This is a genomic window from Desulfosporosinus burensis (genome assembly GCF_054657535.1).
The window spans coordinates 138119-159425 of the sequence record NZ_BAAHYN010000009.1 but is presented as its reverse complement, the minus strand read 5'-3'; the positions used below and the strand labels follow the sequence as shown (position 1 = coordinate 159425).

General features: G+C 42.4%; 17 protein-coding genes and 1 pseudogene. All 18 read right to left on the bottom strand.

The window, feature by feature from the left end; genetic code table 11:
* Positions 1–189 precede the first annotated feature (189 nt).
* The 18 genes and pseudogenes from ACYQ3Q_RS17085 to ACYQ3Q_RS17000 all read right to left on the bottom strand — a co-directional run bounded on the left by ACYQ3Q_RS17085 (position 190) and on the right by ACYQ3Q_RS17000 (position 20944).
* A complete protein-coding gene (locus ACYQ3Q_RS17085; RefSeq protein ID WP_459929731.1) occupies positions 190–915 on the bottom strand; it encodes an N-acyl homoserine lactonase family protein in 726 nt (241 codons plus the stop codon).
* A gap of 22 nt (positions 916–937) precedes the next feature.
* A complete protein-coding gene (locus ACYQ3Q_RS17080; protein WP_459929730.1) occupies positions 938–2221 on the bottom strand; it encodes a TRAP transporter large permease in 1284 nt (427 codons plus the stop codon).
* A complete protein-coding gene (locus tag ACYQ3Q_RS17075) occupies positions 2206–2682 on the bottom strand; it encodes a TRAP transporter small permease (RefSeq protein ID WP_459929729.1) in 477 nt (158 codons plus the stop codon). Before ACYQ3Q_RS17075 ends, ACYQ3Q_RS17080 begins: the two co-directional genes overlap by 16 nt.
* A gap of 116 nt (positions 2683–2798) precedes the next feature.
* The gene (locus ACYQ3Q_RS17070) at positions 2799–3860 is read right to left on the bottom strand and encodes a TRAP transporter substrate-binding protein (protein ID WP_459929728.1); all 1062 of its coding nucleotides are present in this window, start codon (positions 3858–3860) and stop codon (positions 2799–2801) included.
* 268 nt (positions 3861–4128) lie between these two features.
* Positions 4129–5286: an iron-containing alcohol dehydrogenase gene (locus ACYQ3Q_RS17065; protein WP_459929727.1), complete on the bottom strand. Its 1158-nt coding sequence runs from the start codon at positions 5284–5286 to the stop codon at positions 4129–4131.
* Between the two features lie 17 nt (positions 5287–5303).
* Positions 5304–6458 carry a mandelate racemase/muconate lactonizing enzyme family protein gene (locus ACYQ3Q_RS17060; protein ID WP_459929726.1) on the bottom strand — a complete coding sequence of 385 codons (1155 nt, stop codon included), beginning with the start codon at positions 6456–6458 and terminating at the stop codon, positions 5304–5306.
* A gap of 657 nt (positions 6459–7115) precedes the next feature.
* A pseudogene (locus tag ACYQ3Q_RS17055) lies at positions 7116–8379 on the bottom strand (methylaspartate mutase subunit E); the annotation flags it as partial.
* 54 nt (positions 8380–8433) lie between these two features.
* A complete protein-coding gene (locus ACYQ3Q_RS17050) occupies positions 8434–9642 on the bottom strand; it encodes an NADP-dependent isocitrate dehydrogenase (protein WP_459929725.1) in 1209 nt (402 codons plus the stop codon).
* Positions 9643–9733: 91 nt separating this feature from the next.
* On the bottom strand, positions 9734–11662 hold the full coding sequence (locus tag ACYQ3Q_RS17045; protein ID WP_459929724.1) for an aconitate hydratase: 1929 nt from the start codon (positions 11660–11662) through the stop codon (positions 9734–9736).
* Between the two features lie 32 nt (positions 11663–11694).
* Complete coding sequence (locus ACYQ3Q_RS17040) at positions 11695–12675, bottom strand: cytochrome b/b6 domain-containing protein (protein ID WP_459929723.1); 981 nt, start codon at positions 12673–12675, stop codon at positions 11695–11697.
* A 13-nt stretch (positions 12676–12688) separates the two neighbouring features.
* The gene (locus ACYQ3Q_RS17035) at positions 12689–14314 is read right to left on the bottom strand and encodes an FAD-binding protein (RefSeq protein ID WP_459929722.1); all 1626 of its coding nucleotides are present in this window, start codon (positions 14312–14314) and stop codon (positions 12689–12691) included.
* 11 nt (positions 14315–14325) lie between these two features.
* A complete protein-coding gene (locus ACYQ3Q_RS17030; protein WP_459929721.1) occupies positions 14326–15006 on the bottom strand; it encodes a 4Fe-4S dicluster domain-containing protein in 681 nt (226 codons plus the stop codon).
* A 28-nt stretch (positions 15007–15034) separates the two neighbouring features.
* Positions 15035–16198: a 2-methylaconitate cis-trans isomerase PrpF family protein gene (locus ACYQ3Q_RS17025; protein WP_459929720.1), complete on the bottom strand. Its 1164-nt coding sequence runs from the start codon at positions 16196–16198 to the stop codon at positions 15035–15037.
* A 264-nt stretch (positions 16199–16462) separates the two neighbouring features.
* Positions 16463–17740, bottom strand: coding sequence for a TRAP transporter large permease (locus tag ACYQ3Q_RS17020; protein ID WP_459929719.1), 1278 nt, complete (start codon positions 17738–17740; stop codon positions 16463–16465).
* The gene (locus tag ACYQ3Q_RS17015) at positions 17737–18267 is read right to left on the bottom strand and encodes a TRAP transporter small permease (protein ID WP_459929718.1); all 531 of its coding nucleotides are present in this window, start codon (positions 18265–18267) and stop codon (positions 17737–17739) included. The genes ACYQ3Q_RS17020 and ACYQ3Q_RS17015 overlap by 4 nt, the downstream gene beginning before the upstream one ends.
* Positions 18268–18324: 57 nt before the next feature.
* On the bottom strand, positions 18325–19356 hold the full coding sequence (locus tag ACYQ3Q_RS17010; protein WP_459929717.1) for a DctP family TRAP transporter solute-binding subunit: 1032 nt from the start codon (positions 19354–19356) through the stop codon (positions 18325–18327).
* A gap of 284 nt (positions 19357–19640) precedes the next feature.
* Entirely contained in the window at positions 19641–20483 is an 843-nt protein-coding gene (locus tag ACYQ3Q_RS17005) for a DUF6282 family protein (RefSeq protein ID WP_459929835.1), read from the bottom strand.
* Between the two features lie 62 nt (positions 20484–20545).
* Positions 20546–20944, bottom strand: a complete 399-nt coding sequence (locus tag ACYQ3Q_RS17000; protein WP_459929716.1) for a thiamine pyrophosphate-binding protein — start codon at positions 20942–20944, stop codon at positions 20546–20548.
* Positions 20945–21307 lie beyond the last annotated feature (363 nt).

The window sequence follows — 21307 nt, the reverse complement described above, 5'->3', positions numbered from 1 at the left end:
TCAGGGGCAACGACCTTTAATACTTCCGTTACTGGCAAATCTTAGGGTTTTTAAAGTGTCTTCCTGCCAATAAATGAAATTCTGGCTATAAGGGGCAGTCTCATGCGGCTGACTCGTCTACAAGTAGAACAGTGGCACATCGCTCAACAAAAATGGGTTGATTTTCATTGATGGCATTATGAAGAAATATTAAACATCAAAGGCCTTCCAATCGTGACCTGGTAAAATTTTAACTTTCATACCCCTCAATTTGTCGTAAGTTTCATAGCATTTTTCTAGATTATAGAATAGCCCTGGAGGTATTTTTTCTAACCAGTTCTCCATTATGTTTATTGCATCACCAGCAATCAGGTATTTCCCCTTTTCGGTTTCTACTAGTATTCCTTGTGAACCAGGAGAATGGCCCGGTAGCGGGATTACTTCAAGGCCATCATCAAGTTCACATCGACCTCGTACAGTTTTTATTTGTGGGTAAAATCCCATGAAGAAAGGTATTTTGGTACTTATCCAAGTCTCATAGTGCTTCCAGTCTACCGGAAATGGATCTATTGCATATCTTAGTTCATCACTCTGAACTATTACTTCCGCATTCGGAAGTTTAAGTACCCCATATGCATGATCCCAATGCAAATGAGTTAAGATGCATTTATTTATATTTCCCAGTTCAACTCCAAGTGTAGATAAGACATTTTCGAGCCTTTGACTTTTCTCTTTTTTCAAAGGGTTATGATATTTTGTTCCCCACTGTGTATCATCGCATGGCCCTGCATCAACTAATATTTTCGTCCCTCGGTCATTGGTTAAAAGCCAGCCTATACAAGGAACCTCCACTTTTTCCCTTCCACCACGACCATACGTCAAACCACTCTTAGTAACAGTTAACACACCCAAATTAAGCGGAGTTATTTTCCACATTCAGTTTCAACCTGCCTTACTATTACATCCCTAGTGCCCTAGGCACATACAGTACGATCTGGGGGAAATAGGTAATTAGGAATAGAATGCTGATTTCAACCATTACAAAGGGAAAAATTGCTTTATTTATGGTTTCTAAACTGATACGTGCAATAGGGGCAGCCACAAACAAATTCAATCCAACCGGAGGTGTTGCTAAACCTATACACAGGTTAATCACCATAATTACTCCGAAATGTAATGGATCCACCCCTATTTTTACGGCAATTGGGGCCAAAATAGGAGCAAGTAGCAATACTATAGCGTTAGTCTCCATTAACATCCCCATAATCAGCAGCAAAATATTAATTAGAAACAGGATCAAATATTTATTATCTGTGATACTCAACATGATTCCAGCCACTTGCTGAGGTATCTGATGCAGTGATAATAACCAACTAAACGGATTAGCAGCCGCTACTATTAGCATGATTACAGCAGCCATCACCCCACTACTTAATGAAGCCTCAAAAAGGTCTTTAAGACTAAGTGAGCGGTAGACAAAAAAGCCCAGTACAAGTGCATATAAAACAGCAATTGCCCCGCCTTCGGTTGGTGTAAAGATACCTCCTCTAATACCAAATAATATGATAAACGGCATAAATAAGGCTAAAGAGGAATCCTTGAGGCCATTGAAAAATTCTTGCCAGCTAAATGGGCCTTCACGCTTTGGGTAATTCTTTTTTCTACTAATAACATAGGCAGTACCCATAAGACCAACAGCTAATAATAAACCCGGAATAATTCCAGCCATAAATAATGCACCAACAGATACATTCATAAGAGAGCCATAGACAATCATAACAATACTTGGTGGAATAATAGGTCCGAGTACACCTACAGCAGCAGCCAAAGCGGCACTAAACTCAACATCATATCCTTCTTCTTTCATACTTGGAACTAACACCTTCGCCAAAGCGGCTGTATCCGCGGCCCCCGATCCACTTAAGCCAGCTAGGATTGTTCCCGAAAGTACCATAACCTGAGATAAACCGCCTCTTACACGACCAACAATTATGGATAAGAACTTTATGATACGACTAGTTATGCCTGCTCTATCCATTAGATCACCCGCCAGGAGGAAAAACACTATTGCCATTAGAGGAAATGATGCTGCTGATTGATACATCTGCTGGGCTAAAATGTCAAGGGATTCGCCCTTAGCACCTATTAATAAAAAGGTAACTGTACCAAGTATTAGGCTAAAAGAAATAGGGACCCCACCAATTAATGCGACTGCAAAAGGTACAATCAGCCATGAAACCATGATCTTTCCTCCTTTACAAATATCACCCTGAGGTCCCTCATTATCAAATTTATTATTTGGACTAGCATCAATACTCCACCTAACACTAAACTAAAACGAGGTATAAACATTGATATCCCTAAAGCATCGGATGTAACACCAAGATTTAGAGCTGCAACATTATAACCATATTTAATAATTAATAGGACAATAACTAACATAATTATTTGAATTAATAAATTAATAAACCAGATTAATCTCTTGGGAAGCATATTTATAAACATTTCAATACCAATATGTTGCTTATTCCTCAAAGCAATACTTGAACCAGTAAAGGTAATCCAAGCCATTAAAAATATATTTAATTCCTCCGGCCAGGTTAATGCTGAGTTTAATATATAACGGCAGAATATCTGTAATATTGTAGAGAAAGCCATTATCAACAAAAGAGCTATTATCAGGAATTTCGCTACTTTATTCACATATAAGCTTGTAGTGTCAACGACTCTATAAATCCGTTTAAAAATATTATCGTCTCCCTTCAAATAGGATTGTGGAGGAAAGCCCCTGAGAGCTCCTCCACAAAAAGAACTCCTTACTACTTTTGGGCATCCAATATCCTATCAATTAGTTCCCTAGGGACTTTATCATAGAATTGAGGCCAGATTGACATACCTATATCTCTCCACTTTTTAGCTTCTTCCGGGCTAGGCTTATAAGGCTGCAAACCAGCATCCACAAGCTTTTTGAATGTTTCTTGACCTTGTTCAGCATCAACTTTTGCGCCATATTCCTGAGCCTCTTTTGAAGCCTCTAATATGACTTTTTGTAATTCAGGGGTGAGTTTTTTCCACGCCTTCTGACTTATAAGAGCAACGTGAACATTTGCCATTGCATTTACTTCAGTCATATATTTTAGTGCTTCGTTGTGTTTTGCCTGATATATCCAAACTGGATGTAAGTTTTCACCATCAACTACTTTTTGTTCAAGGGCGGTGTACACATCAGGCCAGGCGATAGGGGTAGGATTTGCTCCCCACGCTTTTAGTAATGCAATTTCTATTGGAGAGGCTGTTGCACGTAATTTTAGATTTTTTAAATCATCAGGGGTTTTGACAACCTTTTTATTGTTTGTAATGATCCTAAATCCTCCACCAGTATCTATGAAAAATAGAACTTTAGCATTTATATCTTTCTCAACTTTTTGTTTAACTTCATCCCCGATAGCACCCCACCAAACTTTATGTGAGCTTTCAATACTATTGAATACATATGGCAGGTCAGCAAAAAGGAACGCACTTGTATATCCTGCCATATTGTTGCTTGCGGAAGATCCCATGTCGATGGTTCCCATTTTGACACCATCAACAGCGGTTTGGTCTCCTGCCAACGTACCGCTGTCATGAATTTCAATAATAAGCTTACCGTTTGACTTTTGTTTAACTATATCTGCGAACTTTACATAAGTAATTGCCAGGGAGTTATCTGGAGTAGCCGAATGCGCTAGTACCAGTTTAATCGGTTCATTCTTTGGCTGTTCACTTGACTTTGACTGAGAAGTCTCAGCTTTTTTAGAACCTCCACACCCAAGAGTAAACAACAACATAACCAGAATTAACAAAAGAGAAAAGATTTTAAACCTTGTTAGTTTAGTTTTCACACACAATCCCTCCCAAAAATAAATTTATTTTGTACTATTCCGTGCCTATCCCATATTTACCTTTCAATCTCACCTCCCCACTTAATATGCTTCATTAAGCAACTGAATTAAGTCTTCCAAAGTTGTCTTTCTAGGATTTAGGATCAAATAAACTGATGACTTTACGTTTTTGCAATCGAGGTCCTCACATAATCTTCTTTCTAAAGGGATAAACAAAAATTGCTCATTAGCCATTAAAAACTAAATATTTATCATCTACTTAAAAAAACTAGTAAGATTCTTCAAATAAACGTATTAAATCTTGTAGGGTTGTTTTTCTGGGATTAGGTTTAACATTACTGATTGCTACATTAGCCATACGTTCAAAAGCATCTTTTTGAACGTTGAGTTTACTAAGATTTATTTCAATATCAAGGTCATTCATTAAGTCAAATATTTCCTGGACTACTTTTTGCCCTATTTCTTTTTTACTCAAACCGATAGTAGCAAGGCCTATCACTTTTGCCAGCTCAACGAATTTGTCTGGTTGTGCTACTGAATTAAATTTCATCACATAAGGAAACACAACAGAACAAGCTAAACCATGGGCCATATCATATTCACCGCCAAGAGCTCTCCCCATTGCATGGGCATTACCTGTACCAGTATTGCTTATTCCTAATCCTGCAAACATACTCCCTAATAACATATTACCTGCAGCTTCCATATTAGATGGGTTAGCACAAAATGCCCTAATATAGTTGCTTATCAATTCAATAGCTTTCATGTTAAAGAAGTCACTTAAAGCATTAGCTCCATTTGATAAATAACTCTCTATAGCATGAATTAATGCATCCATGCTAGTGCATGCTGCAACTCTTTTAGGTAATGTTGATAACAATTCTGGGTCAAGTACAGCTAAAGATGGTATGATCTTTGTAGAACGCACAGACATTTTTATATGCTGTTCTGCATCTGTAATAGCAGCATTTGCCGTCACTTCGCTTCCTGTACCGGCAGTGGTTGGAATAGCTATTATCGGCACTGGGTTATTTTTTACTTTATCTTTTCCATTATAATCTTTTATTCTACCTGGATTAGTAAGAAGGAATCCTACACCTTTAGCCGTATCCAAGGAGCTTCCGCCACCAATTCCAATAACCGCATCAACCATTAAGTCTTTTGCTAACAATGCTGCTTTCTCGACTGTTAAATCCCTAGGGTTTGGTTCAACATCTGTGAATAGAACATAAGCAATCTTTTCGTCATCTAGAGATTTTATTAATCCATGATGTAATCCAGCATTAACAACACCAGCGTCTGAAACCACCAAAACCTTTTTAATACTCATCGTATTAAGTTCTTTTCCTACACCTTTAACAGCTCCGGGCCTAAATCTTATACTAAGTTTAGCGTCGAAGTCAAAACCTTTGTCGTAGATAAACATATTTATTACCCCTTTCATCAAACACGATATTTATTAATGACTTCCTCGTTAATCTCAACACCAATTCCAGGTTTATTTTCCAATTCAATAAATCCATCCTTAAAAGATTTAATCGGCAAAGGCGTGAGATCCCAACGAAGGGGATTTCTCTGATCTTTAGACCAATCGCTTTGCATATGTTCAAAAATAAAGCTATCCTTAAAAGCAGCTGCCAATTGTAAGGATACAGCTATACATACTGCGGATGAACTACCTGTATGAACTAAATAAGGCACATTGAAAGAACTACTGAGACCATGTATTTTTAGACACTCCGTAACTCCACCGGCTCTACAGACATTCGGTTGAATAATATCGACCTTGCCTCTGACAATTAATTCTTTTAGCCCATATCTAAGGAAATGCGCTTCACCCGCAGCAATTGGAATATCCAGACTCTCAGACAACCTCCTATAACCTTCATAGTCATCCGGTGATATAGGCTCCTCGAACCATCTAATGTTGTACTTCTCCAATTCTTTTCCGATCTTTAATGCAGTTTTGATGTCATATCCGCAGTTGGCATCAACCATAAGTGTTATATCTTCTCCAACATGCTCTCTAACTGCAGCAACTGCCATCACATCCGTCTTATAACCCTGACCTATTTTAATTTTCATTGCGGTAAAGCCCTGATCAACAAACTTCTGGGCTGTTTCCAGCATGGTTTCCATCCCTCTAAATCTAACGGAAGATGCATAAGCCCAGATTTTAGGGTTACTATTACCACCAATCAATTTATATAACGGGAGATTTAGCGCTTTCCCTTTAATATCCCATAACGCTATGTCAATTCCACTTATGGCTTCAATAAAAAATCCTTGGTAATGCCCCCTGTTCATCATCGCACCAAACATCAATTCCCAAATAAATTCAGTATCCATAGGGTCTTTGCCAATAAGTATAGGTTTTATATATTCGACAATATCTCTAGTAGATGTGGGAGAGAGCCTAACCATACACTCTCCATAGCCCGTAATACCTTCATCCGTAGATATTTTCACTAATGTAGTACGATACTCTTTAAATACTACTTTTTCTAACTCATCTGCATAAGGAATACTGATAGGTGCCTTAATTGGATTCTTTATAGGCACTACTAGGGTCATTGCTTCCACGTTCATAATCTTCATAAAAAATACCCTCCATTTCATTTTTTTAGCATGCTATATTCTAAATATTGTATTCTGCATGTTTAGGCAAATTCCTCTTCTTAAATTTATAATTTTCTGCCTTTTTTTATAAGCACATTACTACTGTTGCATTAAAAAAGTACCCGCTCGACGGCGTTTGAGACCACGTGGATCCTGAAGGACATCATCAAGCCGGATCTTGAACCAGGTCAGACGCGTCGGCCCAAGGGCTCCATTCAGACGGTGGAAATAGAGGTGCGATGGGTGTTTTATCGTCGGAGGAGTTGCTCATAACCAAGGCGTTGTTAATGCCCTGGCTAAGCAGCTAGGCTATTCCCTGCTTGTATCCCGGGAGCCGGTAATTACTGCCGCTTTGGGTGCAGCATTACTTGCTCGGGAGATCCGTAAAGAACCAACTTGGTAGGTCTAATCCCCTTGTGATTCGTAATCCAGATGAAAACAGCCTTAGAAACGCTAATAGTGGCATGGTTAAACTCATCACATGAGACTAAGGGGCATCAGTAGCGATTGCTACTGACGCCCCTTAGTCCTTATGCCATCATTTACTCTCTATAAGAACACAGGCATATTCTGTCACATGCCCTAACTCCGTTCGAGGCGACCCTTCTATAGAACATTGGGTATGTTGGTCTGTATTTAGCGCCCCAGAAGCTTCCCTTTGCCAATTGAATAAATATCATCAATAACCATCTGAAACGATGGATCCCTACCTTCCATCCTTCCTCGTTCAGCAATGCGCTCTTTGTGAAACTCTATGATTTCCTGACTAAAGGGTAAATTACCATGATCTAAGAAGCGCACAGCTCCTTGAGAATCACGGGCGGGTAGTATTTTTCCAGCATTATACCGGCTTGGCGCAAAGGGAATATCAATTAAGCCCTTCTTAAATCCCTGTACGACGCCCACAGCAATATCTCCATCCCCTAGTTCTAGTATTTTATCCACAATAGCCCTAGTTTTGGCTTTGATACCCTCTTTTTCCTGTTGCAAATCCTCTGAATCAAGCAATGCTTGACCCCGTAACATGTTAAGTACCTGCTTAGTGGCCTTAATACCGGATGCAATACCTTCTTTTGATGGAATACCTAAGGCTTCATGGGGAGTCTTAACTATAACCTTAGTCGCTTTTGCTAGGGCAGCGGCGACAGCACCCCAGGAAATAACCCCAAAAGCCTGACTTTCGTCTTGAGGAAAACCTCCCATCCACTGGTGGAAGACACTGGTCAACATAATGCCCTTATAATTAAAGCGCGCTAGGTACTCTTCTCCTAACTCAATTAAGCTTCGAACTGCGGCTATATCTTGAATCAGATTCCCACATTGCCCGTACCCTAAGGAGATATTTCTTACACCCTGTTCAGCAGCAAGCAAAGCCTCAATAATTGCGACACTATGGGAAATACAGGGAGGGACTAACGTGCCTGTTAAAGGGCCAAACGGCTCACGATTAATTCTAACTCCATGATCTTCGTACAAGCCAACTAAGCGGTCCACATACTGCCAGTTACTGATAGTTTCTTCTAGAGACACGTTCTTAGCGTAAGGAATATTATAAGAAATTCCGCCGCCCTCAAAATCTGTAAACCCACCGGCTAACGTAATTTCGGCCAATAAACGCGCATCAGGAGTGCCATGGCGTACTTGACAAGGTAAATTCACGGACTCGATGACTTTACGGCAAGCCACCACTCCATAATTGATCGCCGGAAAACCATTGAGAATAGAACGACCGGCTATTTTACCTTCTTCGATCGCCTTTTCCGCTTCCTGATAGCGGTTTTGTCTGGTCAAGGAATCAATGGTCGTCGGCAATAAATCGGCTCCACCCTCATCCTGAAGGTATTTAAGCATCTCGATATGTTCATTGAAAAGCGACTCCAGCCCGGGGTTGAGCCATGGTATCCTTGCAGTAACCAATGTTTTCCCAAAGTTGTTTGTTTTCTTGTATAGTTCCTTAGATCATTTCGTCCAAAGTATTCTTAATTTCTAAAAGGAAACCTTCTGTGCTGACTTCTTGCTTAGCGGCGAGGTCGGATATCTGTGCTAAATCCCTCGGCATGACTCCATTTTCAATAGTTTTAATCGAGGCTTTTTCTAATTTATCCGCTAAATCCACGAGCTCTTGGATTCCATCCATTTCTCCACGTTTTCTCAAGGCTCCGGTCCAAGCAAAGAGGGTTGCCATAGAATTTGTCGAGGTTTCTTCCCCTTTAAGATGTTTATAATAATGCCGTGTGACGGTGCCGTGAGCAGCCTCAAATTCATAGCAACCATTGGGAGAAACCAACACAGACGTCATCATCGCTAGGCTACCAAAGGCAGTTGCCACCATGTCAGACATCACATCACCGTCATAGTTTTTACAAGCCCATATCATTCCACCTTCGGAACGCATAACGCGAGCCACTGCGTCATCAATTAATGTGTAAAAGTATTCAATCTGGGCCGCTTCAAATATTCCTCTGTAATCCTTTTCATAGATGTCTTGGAAAATATCCTTGAAGGTATGGTCATATATTTTTGAGATTGTATCCTTTGTGGAAAACCATAAATCTTGTTTCAGGTCTAGTGCGTAGTTGAAGCAAGAGCGGGCAAAGCTTTCAATCGATCCATCGAGATTATGCATCCCCATAATAACGCCCTTATCTTGAAAATCATGGATGATTTGACGTGATTGATCCCCGTTTTTGCTGGTAAAAACCAGTTCAGCAGTTCCAGGACCTTGAACTTGATACTCTACATTCTTATAAATATCTCCATACGCATGACGTGCAATGGTAATCGGCTTTTTCCAGGGGATTACTAAAGGTTTTATACCTTTAACAATGATGGGAGTGCGGAAGACTGTCCCGTCGAGAATGGCGCGGATGGTTCCATTCGGACTTTTCCACATTTGCTTTAAGTGATACTCTTCAACCCTCTGGGCATTTGGAGTAATCGTAGCGCATTTTACAGCGACACCATATTTTTTCGTAGCCATGGCAGCATCCACTGTAATTTTGTCTTCCGTTTCATCCCTTTTTGCTAATCCCAGATCGTAATAGTCTGTTTTTAAATCAATATAAGGTTTCAATAAATTATCTTTAATCAATTGCCAAATGATTCTAGTCATTTCGTCTCCGTCCATTTCAACTAAAGGAACGTTCATTTGGATTTTTTTCATTATTTTTTCCTCCTCAAGATTAGACCCTCTGTGGTTATTCAGAAATGGCGAGTACCTAATTTATCCCGTTTTCAAGGTCCCCACTTCTTCACTAATTCTGCTGCTTCGTCCAATTTAAGGTTCCACCCGCTGAAAGAATGCCTCTTTGTCGCTCGGATAGCTTAAGAGTGACTTGGTATTCCTTACCGTTGTTAAGGTTTTTTACGGTTAAGGTTTCGGCACCACTCTCTACGGCTTGCTTAATGTTTTCGATTTTTAGTCGTTCTCCTTGGGAAATCTCGTCATACTCTTGTGGGTGCTTAAAGACAAACGGGACAATTCCGAAGTTCACTAGATTATCATGATGAATTCGAGCAATCGACTTGGCTAAGACCGCTTTAACTTTAAGGAACATAGGAGCTAAGGCGGCGTGTTCTCGGCTGGAACCCTGTCCATAATTCTCCCCTCCAAGGATTAGTCCACCCTCTTTCGCTAGGGCACGTTTAGGGAATTCCGGGTCAAGGGGTTCGAAAACATGCTCGGCCATAGCAGGAATATTGGAACGCAAGGGGAGTATTTTGGCTCCTGCAGGCATGATATGATCTGTCGTAATGTCGTCACCGACTTTAATCAGTACTTCACCTTCAAGGGAATTCGGTAGTTCAGCCTGAGTTGGCAGGGCTTTGATATTAGGTCCGCGCCGAACTTCACCTTGCTCATCACCTGATTTTGGTACTATGATCATGCTGTCATCGACGGCAAATGCTCTGGGTTGTTGGACGAGGAGGGCTTCTCCTAGACTGCGAGGATCGACAAGTTGCCCTGCAATTGCGCTTGCTGCTGCAGTCTCTGGGCTAACCAAATAAACTTCAGCATCTTTTGTACCTGAGCGCCCCTTAAAGTTGCGGTTCACAGTTCTTAAAGAAATGCCCTTCGATTGCGGCGACTGTCCCATTCCAATACACGGACCACAGGCACATTCCAAGACACGAGCACCTGCTTCGATAATGTCGGTAAGTCCCCCTTCTTGGGCCAGCATTTTAAACACTTGTCTTGATCCACAGGCTAGGACGAGGTTAACGTCTGGATGAACCTTCTTTCCTTTAAGTAATTGGGCAACTTTAGTGAGATCTATATACGATGAATTTGTACAACTTCCAATCATGACTTGGTCAACTTTCATCCCCGCTATTTCCTCTACAGAAACTATATTATCCGGACTGTGAGGGCAGGCCACCATGGGTTGCAGATCATTAAGCTTTATTTCCATGACTTCGTCATAGTCAGCATCAAGGTCAGCAGCTAACGCACGCCATACCTCTGATCTCGCCTGGGCTTGAAAAAACGCCTTGGTTATTTCGTCACTAGGAAAAATTGAAGAGGTTGCACCAGTTTCTGCTCCCATGTTGGTAATAGTTGCTCGTTCCGGGACACTCAAATATTGCAGCCCTTCACCGGAATACTCCAGGATAGATTTTATCCCGCCTTTGACAGAAAGTCGTTTCAGAACTTCTAAGACGATATCTTTAGCGGTAACCCAAGGCGCAGGTGCCCCGATTAACTGAACGTTAATGATCCGGGGCATTGTAAGATAAAACGGGCCACCACCCATAGCTACTGCGATATCAAGTCCCCCAGCTCCGATCGCCAACGAACCTAACCCTCCACTCGTGGGAGTATGGCTGTCTGCTCCTAAAAGGGTTTTACCCGGGATTGAAAAACGTTCTAATTGTACCTGGTGACAGATTCCGTTACCTGGTCTGGAGAAATATACCCCGCTGTTTGAGGCCATATCTTGCAAAAAACGATGATCATCAGGGCTTTCAAATCCGGTTTGTAACGTATTGTGGTCCACATACACGACACTACACTCTGTCTTAACTCGAGGGATTCCAATGGCCTCGAATTGTAGAAAAGCCATGGTTCCCGTGGCATCTTGGACGAGAGTTTGGTCAATTTTTAGACCGATTTCTTCCCCGGCTGTCATGACTCCGTCCACTAGATGATCTTTAATGATTTTCGCAGCTAAACTCAGTCCCATAGGTTTCCCTCCCACAATTTAGGTCTTCAATCTTAACTTTTCAACAACATGGGCGGTATTTCATGCAAAGAAGCTGAAGAGCCTTCTTGTTGATCTTGACTTGTCTGTTCATCTAAAATGAGTGAATCTCTAAAGATGTGTCTAAACCTCTTGACAATACGCATGAAGAATTTTCGACCAAAGTGATACGCGAAGCTAATATCAATAGTATAGGCAGTGATGACGTGAATCCAGATGATTAGGTTCAAGGTAGTCGTGGATAAAGTATCTGCCCAGATCCAACGTATAGTCCCTGAAATTCCCAAGACAAGCATTGTGCCTAAGACAACGAGGTACCAGATTTTTTGCCCACTGTTATACTCTCCTTGAAAGGGTCGTTTTCCTTTACTAAATAGGGCTTTGATGGCCTCTTTCCACCAAGTAACGTCATGCGTACCAAGGGAAAGAATACTTTTCATCGTTCGCTTAAAGTGGCACTTGTCGAAGTAATAAAAGAGAACTGGAACAAGCAACCACATAATTGCCCCTATTTTGTGGGCGACACTATCGAAATTGATTAAGAAGTCTGACCCATCCCCTCGAAAGTGGTTAAGAAAGATTCCCGTTCCTGCAGTGAGAAGATAAGCAACGGCTAGCCAAGCATGGACAAATTTTTCCGTAATACGATGCTTGGCCGCCAATAATTTTAAGGGACGATCTACTTGAGGGCAAACTTTGATACAGGAGTAACATCTTAAACAACTATCTTCTACGACAGTTTCAAGATGAAGAGATGTCCGCTGCACTTGCAATTCGATTTTATCCTGCTCTCTCAACACAACGGGGCAGGCATCCACACAGTTTCCGCAGGCTAAGCAAACCTTTTGACCCACCGCTTGCTCTGAGTTTTCTAATAAATTGTTGGGGGACACCCCACCTGATAGAAGTCGAAACATCCCCACGGGTGATGACGGGGTATCCAGTATTTTGGTGATCATTTCCCGATTCTGAGGAAAAGAATTTAATCCAGGCATGTTTTCACCCCTCTTAGTTATAGCGTCGTTGCTTCACTTCGTCCCGAATGTAGTCGGGTAGCAGTAAAGGTGACTGAAGATTATTGGAGATCCCAGCTAGATCGAGTTGATGATGGTATGCCCTTACATGTTGAAGGGTTAAGGTCCCGATTTTAGCCGTTTGGAGATAGTCCACAGCGTCCTTGCCACTTATCCGGCCGAAAACGAAAATATCTAATAAGGAATTACCGCCTAGTCGATTACGTCCCTGAACCCCCCCTGAACATTCTCCAGCTGCGTATAAACCTGGCACACTAGTTCTACTTTGGGGATTGATTTCGACGCCACCGTTTTGGTAGTGTTGGGTTGGAAAAACTAAAATGGGTTCTTTTCGAACATCGATCCCGTATTGATGGAAGCGATGAACGATCCCAGCAAACATGCGATCGAGCTTTCCTACATCTCCACGAATGTTGATCAAAGGAGTGTCCAACCATACTCCTTCTCCTTTAGCAGGAGGCTTCACGCCATTCCCACGATCCAGAACTTCCCTTAAGATGGCAGAAGAGACTGTATCTCTTGTTTCTAGCTCATTGATAAAACGCTCTCCATTTTTATTGACCAAATGTGCTCCGTTTCCGCGGCAGGCTTCGGTGATTAATTGACCGAGCATTTGATCTGGCCACATTGCTCCAGTCGGGTGAAATTGAATGGCATCCATGTGGAGAAGATTTGCTCCAGCACGGTAAGCCATGACCAGCCCGTCGGCGGTTGCCCCATAATGATTAGTGGTCGGGAAACCATTGGGGTGGAGACGCCCGATCCCTCCTGTGGCCAGAATGACAGCCTTCGCTCGGACGATGACATAGGTCTCTGTCTCTAAGTTAAACAACACTGCCCCGGCACACTGCCCTTTTTCATCAAGCAGAATCTCGACCGCGGGACTAAATTCAAGGATTGGTATTTCTTTGTTGTATAATTCATCTCTCACAACGCGTAGGAATTCCATCCCACTTAAATCTTTACAAGAATGCACTCTTTTGCGCTGATGTCCTCCAGCGAACGATACGACGAGATCCCCATTGGCATGTGTATCGAACATACAACCTAAGTCTTTAAGCCATTCAACCGTATAGGGGGCGTCATGAACTAAAACTTCAACCAGATCACGTTTGTTTTGGAAACGTCCACCACCAATGGTATCCATAAAGTGACGTTCCAGTGTGTCATTGGCCTGTGTTGCAGCGGCTATCCCACCTTCAGCCATGATGGTATTAGAATCACCAAGCCGCAACTTAGTAACGAGCAGTACTTTGGCATTATTCTCATGGGCTACAAGTGCTGCACTAATTCCTCCTCCGCCGCCTCCAATCACGAGCACATCAACCTCAAAATCGATTTGAGTTAAGTCAACTCGATCTGGATCAATCCGGCTTCTAGCCTCTAATAAATCCACTAAATTATTGGTTAATTTTTCTCCTTGATTTGCTCCAACGCGCACTTCCTTAATGCTATCAACCCGATAATCTGGATGGCAGGCCTTCAACAGTTGTTCTCTTTCTGCAAAACTAAGACGGGGAATTTCCTGTGTTAAACGCAACCTACGAGTATGTTCTAATTTCTTGATCGATTCTTGCATACTTGCTGGATAGCCTGACATAATTACCCCTCCTAGATTTTTTCAAAGTCTCGTTCATCGTACATTTTTCGTAACTTTGCCTCATCTAATTTAGCAAAATCACTCAATGCGGTATTAAATTTCCCAGACCTGATTTCTTGGTTGCGGTTCAGCAATTGTTGGGGTTTGGGGCGAACGACCTTCGAATAGTACCTGCGCACAAAAAGCGCGATGTTATGGGGGACCAACTCTCCAGTACATCTTGAGGCACATAACCCACACATGATGCAATCAAAGGACAATTCAGCCGCCTTTTCCCAATCCCCTCTAAGAGCCGCAGCCACATAATCAATCGGGCGGAGATTGTTCGGACAGGCTTTGGCACAAGCACCGCAGCCTACGCATTTTGTAATTTCCGGAAATATATCCAGCAGGGCTTGAACGGGATTTCCCACGTTCTCCAGGTCATAAATCTTTTTCGGATTTGGGAAGAACGGGATTTGCATGAGATGCATCGTAGGAGTAATCCTAGTCTGACAGGCCAGGCCGACCATTAATTTATGTTGACCAGGTAAACGATAGACCGTGGAACAGGCCCCGCAAAATCCACCCCGGCAACCACACCCTCGGACATATTTGTAACCCACCCATTCCATAGCCGTCATGATGGTATGCCCTTCAGGAACTTGATAATGTTTTCCCATGACGTAAATAGGGACTAACTGTTCATCCATTGTCTCTGCCTCCTATATAAATAGCTCACTAACTTGGCCAATAGATTTCCCTGGGCACATAAATATACCCTTCCATAATTCGGCGAGCCGTACGGTTAACCGCTGCCTTTTCTAACTCTGGTAAACCATCCTCTGTTCTTCTGAATGTGATCTCGAAATCCAACGTTCCAGAGGGATGACCCAGTCGAACGGTATTTCCTTGACTTGCTACTGTACTAAAAATTTCATTGACTACGGTTCCTTCCAGTTTGGCTGCGGTCGCAGTACAGATCCCCCCTGTAACGGCGAAGGCTTTATGCATCTTTTGCATGGACATCGTACGAGCGACAAGGTCTATGGCTTCCTTGCCAACCTGCCGACCATCACTGGTCTTGTAATCCGTCGGAGGTGCCACGAAGACAATCTTCGGAACTGCTGGGCTTTTATCGGTCGCTTCTTGCCTGGTTGCTAAACCTAAGATTTCTGCTGCAATACTGCGAATCTCTTCAATTCTTTGGAGCAAACTAGGATTTGAGTTCACTGCATCCGGCATTTCAGTTCCAGTCAGCCCAAGATCCGAGGCTTTGACAAAGACTGCGGGATTCGCTGCATCGACTAAGGAAACGGTAAGCAGAGTTCCATCTGCTAGCAAGATTTCATCCTTGAGATTCCCAGTGGGTAGGAGTTTTCCAGTCACTGCTCCACCCGAATCGAGGAAGTTCAAGATGATTTTAGCACCTGTACCCGGTACTCCATTTATGGCATAGTCCCCTTCACTGAGGGCTTTTCCCGCATGTACTGGGACTTCAGCCACTATCATCTTTTGCGTATTAGTGTTAAAAATCCGAACATAGGTTATAGGTTCTACCGCTTTGACCAGTCCTTCGTCCACTGCAAAAGGTCCGACCCCAGAAGAAATATTGCCACAATTCCCAACATAGTCAATCAAAGGCTTTGTGATACTTACTTGTCCAAAGGTGTAATCAATGTCAGCATCCTCACGCTCCGCAGGACCAATGATGGCAACCTTACTTGTCAGAGAATCTGCACCACCTAAGCCGTTGATTTGACGAGCATCAGGACTACCATAAATCGATAAAATGACTTGGTCTCTTATGTTTGGCTCCTTAGGTAAGTCATTTTCCAAGAGATAGACGCCCCTGCTGGTTCCTCCACGATAAATGACCCCGCGAACCTTTTCACTTTCCCACAACTTAAAATCCCTCCCATAAACTGAATTTTCAAAAAGATAAAGCAGCCATTGTATTCATCAATACAACTGGCTGCTTTATCTACTCGCACTCATCCGGTCTCCCTAGATGGGTGTAGATAAACAGTTGTGCTCAGAACTATCTACTCTAAACAGAGGGAATGATAGTCCTTCCATAATATAATCTTGGAATCTGAATAATAGTTTTAGGGTAAAAACTTTATCCAAGCTAAGAATTTCATTTCTTGTAAGTAAGAATTAAACTTTCTAGTCCATTTTATTGGGTAGGTAGAGAGAAATTTCAGGGAACACAACCAATACAATAAGCACAGCAATCATAACTAGGAGGAAGGGTATAACCCCTCGCACTGCTTCTTCAAGTTTGGATTTACCGACAGCCGAGACAACAAACAAGTTCAAACCGACTGGGGGGGTAATCATAGCCAGTTCCATGTTAACAACCATAACGACCGCAAAATGAATCATGCTAATACCCAAGTGATTAACAATGGGAATAAGAACGGGCAAGGTAATCAGCACAATAGAAACTGCTTCCAAGAAGGTCCCCATCACAAAGAACATCGTCTGCACTACGATCCAGAATACCACGATTCCCAAACTGTTTTCCGCTACCCACTGGGCAATTTTCATGGGAATTTGCTCACTGGTCAAGTACATGGCAAAGGTCATGGCTGCCGGAATAATAAGAAAGATCATTGAGCTGATTCCGATCGCCTCTCGCATAATCGCCCGGAACTTTTTTAACGTCATTTCTTTATAGATGAAAATTGTAACGAAGAGAGCGTAAAAGATCGAGATGATCGCGGCTTCTGTCGGAGTAGCGATTCCACCATAGATACTTCCTAAGATGATCCCTGGGAGTAGAAAGCCTGGAATTGCTTTTTTGGAAGCAATCCAGCGTTCACTCCAGCTGGCTTTTTCCTCAGTGGGAAAGCCTTTAACTCTGGCGAAGATGATCGCCGTTACCATAAGGCATCCTCCTAAAAATATTCCAGGCAATACACCAGCCATAAAGAGTTTCCCGATGGATTCCCCTGTCGTCACGCCGATAAGTACGAAGGTGATGCTGGGGGGAATGAGGATCCCCAGTGTCCCTGAGGCTGCTACGAGCCCCATCGCATATTTCTTATCGAAGCCGGAGTTAATCATGGCGGGGATGAGAATTCCACCGACTGCCGCAGCCGTAGCAGGGCTTGATCCTGAGATCGCAGCAAAGATCATACAGGCCAGTACGGTAACAACGGATAGCCCACCCCGCACATGACCCACCCAAGTGCGCAAGGCATCAATCAAGTATTTGGAAATTCCACCATATGACATCACTGAACCCGCAAGCACGAACCCCGGAATAGCCATGAGGGGGGAATTCTCCAAAGAAGAAAACATCTTATGGGCGATCATATACATGGTGAAATCCGTAGTCGTTCCTACAATTAAGACGCTTGAAATTGCTAGGGCAAGCGCGACGGGTACTTCTAGTAGAAATAAACCAATGAAGAGACTAAAGAGAACTACTGTAGTCATGAATGCCCGCTCCCCCCCATCTCAATATCCTTAAGCCTTTTGTCGATCCATTCCGACCCCTTATCTTTTAGGAGAAAGCGAAGATCTAAAATATAGCGTAGTCCGAGCATCAACGCAGCAACAGGTACGAAAAAGTAAGCAATCCACAAGGGTAGCTGGATATTTATTGAGACTTGATGAGACACAAGGTACTTCATTTCCAACAATAATCCTAAGTAGGCTAAGAAAAGACAAAAGAGAAAACTTAAGGTTCGAGAGAAAATACTTATCCGTCGTTGAACCCTAACTGGAAACTTGTCATAAAGTATAGTCACTCTAATGTGGCGTCCGTCGCGTTGCGCAATACTCCAACCAAGGATGGCTCCCCAAACCAAAACGTACGTTGAAACCTCATCAACCCAGAAAACGGGGGTTTTGAAGATATAACGCATAATTACGCCGTAGAAAATGAGCGTTACACCCGTTAAGAAAAACACTCCAGAGAATATGTCTTCGAATAATTCATACTTGGCTGGAAGATCCTTCATTCTATACCTCCTCAGCGACTAGCCCTTGTTTAGGAAAACGTAAATTCTTCTTAAACTTTACAATTTGTTCGCTTTCTTTGCTGCATCAAACACATCTTTACCCATAATCGGTTCGAATTTATCCCAAATGGGTTTTACTGCTTGCATGTATAGTTCTCTGTCTTGAGGGGTAGCCTCATAAACTTTAATCGCCTTCTTAAGCTTTTCCAGTCCTGATTTATCTTGTTTATCCGAAAGTTCACGTTCATAATTTGAGGCATCTTTAATGGCTTGAGTTACAACTTGTTGTAAATCGGCTGGAAGCCCATCGTAGAAGGATTTGTTCATGAGTACGATATAGGAGAGACTGTTAAGGTTGACCACGGTCAGATTCTTTAGAACTTCGGCATATTTCTCATTCTCAATGTTATCAAACGTGGCTATGGTTCCGTCGACGACCTTTTGTTGTAAAGCGGTGTAGGTCTCACCGAAAGGAATAACCGACGATCCAGCCTTAAGCGCTAGGCATGTATCAACTAGCACGCCACCACTTGGGATGCGGAATTTCAAACCTTCAAAGTCTGCCGGAACTTTCAGCTCTTTTTTACTGTTCATAAACTGACGCATGCCATTCGGCCACGATGTTAGGCCTAAGATCCCTTTCGCTTCCAAACCCTTCATTAAACTCTTACCCGTTTCTCCATCCCAAAAACGAGATTCAGCTGCGTTGTCATCAAAGAGAAACGGAACATCTCCGATTTGAAACCGCTTATCGAAAGCCACCAATTTACCCGCTGAAGGAGCAATGAATTGAACGTTATTGGCTTGTAGAGCCTCCATTTCATCTTTATCGCCAAATAATTGACTAGAAGGGTATACTTTTATTTCTAAGCGTCCTTGAGAACGTTCATTTACGAGCTGAGCAAATTTTATAACTGCCTGTCCTTTAGGGGTCTGTTCAGCCACTACGTGAGTGAATTTTGCCGAAATTTTCTCAACTTTCTTTTCCTGTTCACCAGTTTTTGTCGGTGTCGTTCCACACCCTGACAGGGATAATCCGACTGTTAGAATGAGCAATAAATACAATCCCTTTTTGATACCTTTTCTCATCTTTTATCCTCCTTTAATTCTAGTGAATACATTAACTAGAGAAATAACAAAATCCATTAAGTTTTGATCCTCCTCCACCTCCCATTGGTAAGAATAAATAAAAGAACCGGAACGCACGTTTAAAAACGCGCAACCGGTTCTTTCTTCTACGCTTAACGCTCGATCTCTCGAGCGAATGTAGTCAATACAGTTGCTATCAGCCTATTGCTCTTGAATGAATGAGCTAGCTAAGTCTGGTCTACTTCAGTATATATTATTTGAATTGTGGAGTCAATTTTAAATTTTCAGATTAGTGAAATTCGATCATAGGTTGGCAAAGTACAAACGAAGGTGTGCTCTAAATACACGCCCATCTTAGCTAATGCGATTTGATCCGTAACACAAAGATTTGGGCCAAATTGGACGGTAGACACGTGTGTAGCAATGATTCGTTGAATACCGACTCTTTTAGCTTCTGTGACCAAAACGAAAATTTCGTCCCTCGAGATGTGCCCAGTAGCCAAAGTAAGATCATATTGACTCATGATTTGCAAGATTTCTTTGACAGAATTATGCAATTGACCTTGATAATCTGTGATCTCAACTCCACCGGGTTGCCCCGTATTTATATGATCTTGTCTCGATGAAAACGTCGGCATCCAAACAATTTTGGCCCCAAGTCTGGCTGCAGCAGTGACCGCCGCAGGATTTAATCCACCTCTGATGTCTTCAGGTCGTTCCACCAAGATCCCTTCCACCCCACAGGCATTGGCTAAGGCCACGAAGTCAGGATTATAGGGTTCTCCCGTTTTATCAATTTTGAAGCTCGTTCCTAGCTCACGTCCCCCCAAGGAAAATACTTGAATATCCCTAATCGCAGAATAGGCAAAATTGTTCCAGACGATCCAAACCACAGGAATATCATATTCGACAGCGGTGCACAGAATATGTGGCGTCATCATAAATCCACCATCCCCGCAAATACAAACACAGATTTTGTCCGGTGCAGCTAGCTTTGCCCCAAGGACTCCGCATGGACCAAATCCCATTCCCGCAAATCCCCAATTGTTCAGGAAGGTTTGGGGCTTATAAACCTTGAAGTGTTGTATGAGCCAATTATGATGAACCCCGACATCTGCTAATACGATAGCATCCTCTGGGAGTTCTGTTCGGATATCATGAACTAATCGTTCAGGACGAATTGGCCGAATTACCGAAGGAAATCTGCCTGAAAATGCCGCCCAGCTTCCTGAAAGGGGCCACGATTAAACTGGGCAGTATCGACGTTTCCGGTAATTGCCAGAAACGCACAAGAATCTACAAAAGCTGCTTCTGTAGCCATTAATATGTTTGCAGAACCTGGTCCACAGGAAGTAAGAGTTGCCAATGGTTTGTGGGCAACCATAAAATAGGCATTTGCCATATGCCCGGCAGCTTGTTCGTGTCGAACACTAAGATACTTAATTTCTTCCTGTCTTTCGTAGAGTGCATCTAATACCTGAACGGTTCCATGACCGCACTCCCCAATAACATAAGGGACTTTCTCTTTAATGAGGTAATCGACAATCATTTGTCCCCCAGTCATAACTTTCTTCGTATCCGAACTCATATTTTGACTCCTCTCTTCTTGTTAAGAACTATTTAATCACATGAAAATCCCTAACGCATTAAAACTCTAGAAGGTTTGATTGACTCTAGACACACTTGCAGCAGTGTTAAAAACATCGAAGGTTATTTGTGAATTAATTGTATTTGAGAGGTGTTAGCTAAAAATAAAAAAACCGGTGCACGTTAAAAAACGTGCAACCGGTTTATTCTACTACGCAAAGACCCGATCTCTCGGGGATTGTAGTTGATACAGTTGCTACCAGCTTATAGCCGAGGAAGATATCGCTATAGCCTGACTGTATTTCTATAATATATTATAGATAATATATAGTCAATTATAAATTTTCTGATTATTTAAAGGAAT

What these genes read in the sequence shown, in the direction of transcription:
- ACYQ3Q_RS17010 (WP_459929717.1), bottom strand. Translation starts at nt 19,356, where the DNA reads ATGAGAAAAGGTATCAAAAAGGGATTGTATTTATTGCTCATTCTAACA.
- ACYQ3Q_RS17030 (WP_459929721.1), bottom strand. Translation starts at nt 15,006, where the DNA reads ATGGATGAACAGTTAGTCCCTATTTACGTCATGGGAAAACATTATCAA.
- ACYQ3Q_RS17045 (WP_459929724.1), bottom strand. Translation starts at nt 11,662, where the DNA reads ATGGGACTGAGTTTAGCTGCGAAAATCATTAAAGATCATCTAGTGGAC.
- ACYQ3Q_RS17050 (WP_459929725.1), bottom strand. Translation starts at nt 9,642, where the DNA reads ATGAAAAAAATCCAAATGAACGTTCCTTTAGTTGAAATGGACGGAGAC.
- ACYQ3Q_RS17035 (WP_459929722.1), bottom strand. Translation starts at nt 14,314, where the DNA reads ATGTCAGGCTATCCAGCAAGTATGCAAGAATCGATCAAGAAATTAGAA.
- ACYQ3Q_RS17040 (WP_459929723.1), bottom strand. Translation starts at nt 12,675, where the DNA reads ATGCCTGGATTAAATTCTTTTCCTCAGAATCGGGAAATGATCACCAAA.
- ACYQ3Q_RS17065 (WP_459929727.1), bottom strand. Translation starts at nt 5,286, where the DNA reads ATGTTTATCTACGACAAAGGTTTTGACTTCGACGCTAAACTTAGTATA.
- ACYQ3Q_RS17000 (WP_459929716.1), bottom strand. Translation starts at nt 20,944, where the DNA reads ATGAGTTCGGATACGAAGAAAGTTATGACTGGGGGACAAATGATTGTC.
- ACYQ3Q_RS17015 (WP_459929718.1), bottom strand. Translation starts at nt 18,267, where the DNA reads ATGAAGGATCTTCCAGCCAAGTATGAATTATTCGAAGACATATTCTCT.
- ACYQ3Q_RS17060 (WP_459929726.1), bottom strand. Translation starts at nt 6,458, where the DNA reads ATGAAGATTATGAACGTGGAAGCAATGACCCTAGTAGTGCCTATAAAG.
- ACYQ3Q_RS17080 (WP_459929730.1), bottom strand. Translation starts at nt 2,221, where the DNA reads ATGGTTTCATGGCTGATTGTACCTTTTGCAGTCGCATTAATTGGTGGG.
- ACYQ3Q_RS17020 (WP_459929719.1), bottom strand. Translation starts at nt 17,740, where the DNA reads ATGACTACAGTAGTTCTCTTTAGTCTCTTCATTGGTTTATTTCTACTA.
- ACYQ3Q_RS17085 (WP_459929731.1), bottom strand. Translation starts at nt 915, where the DNA reads ATGTGGAAAATAACTCCGCTTAATTTGGGTGTGTTAACTGTTACTAAG.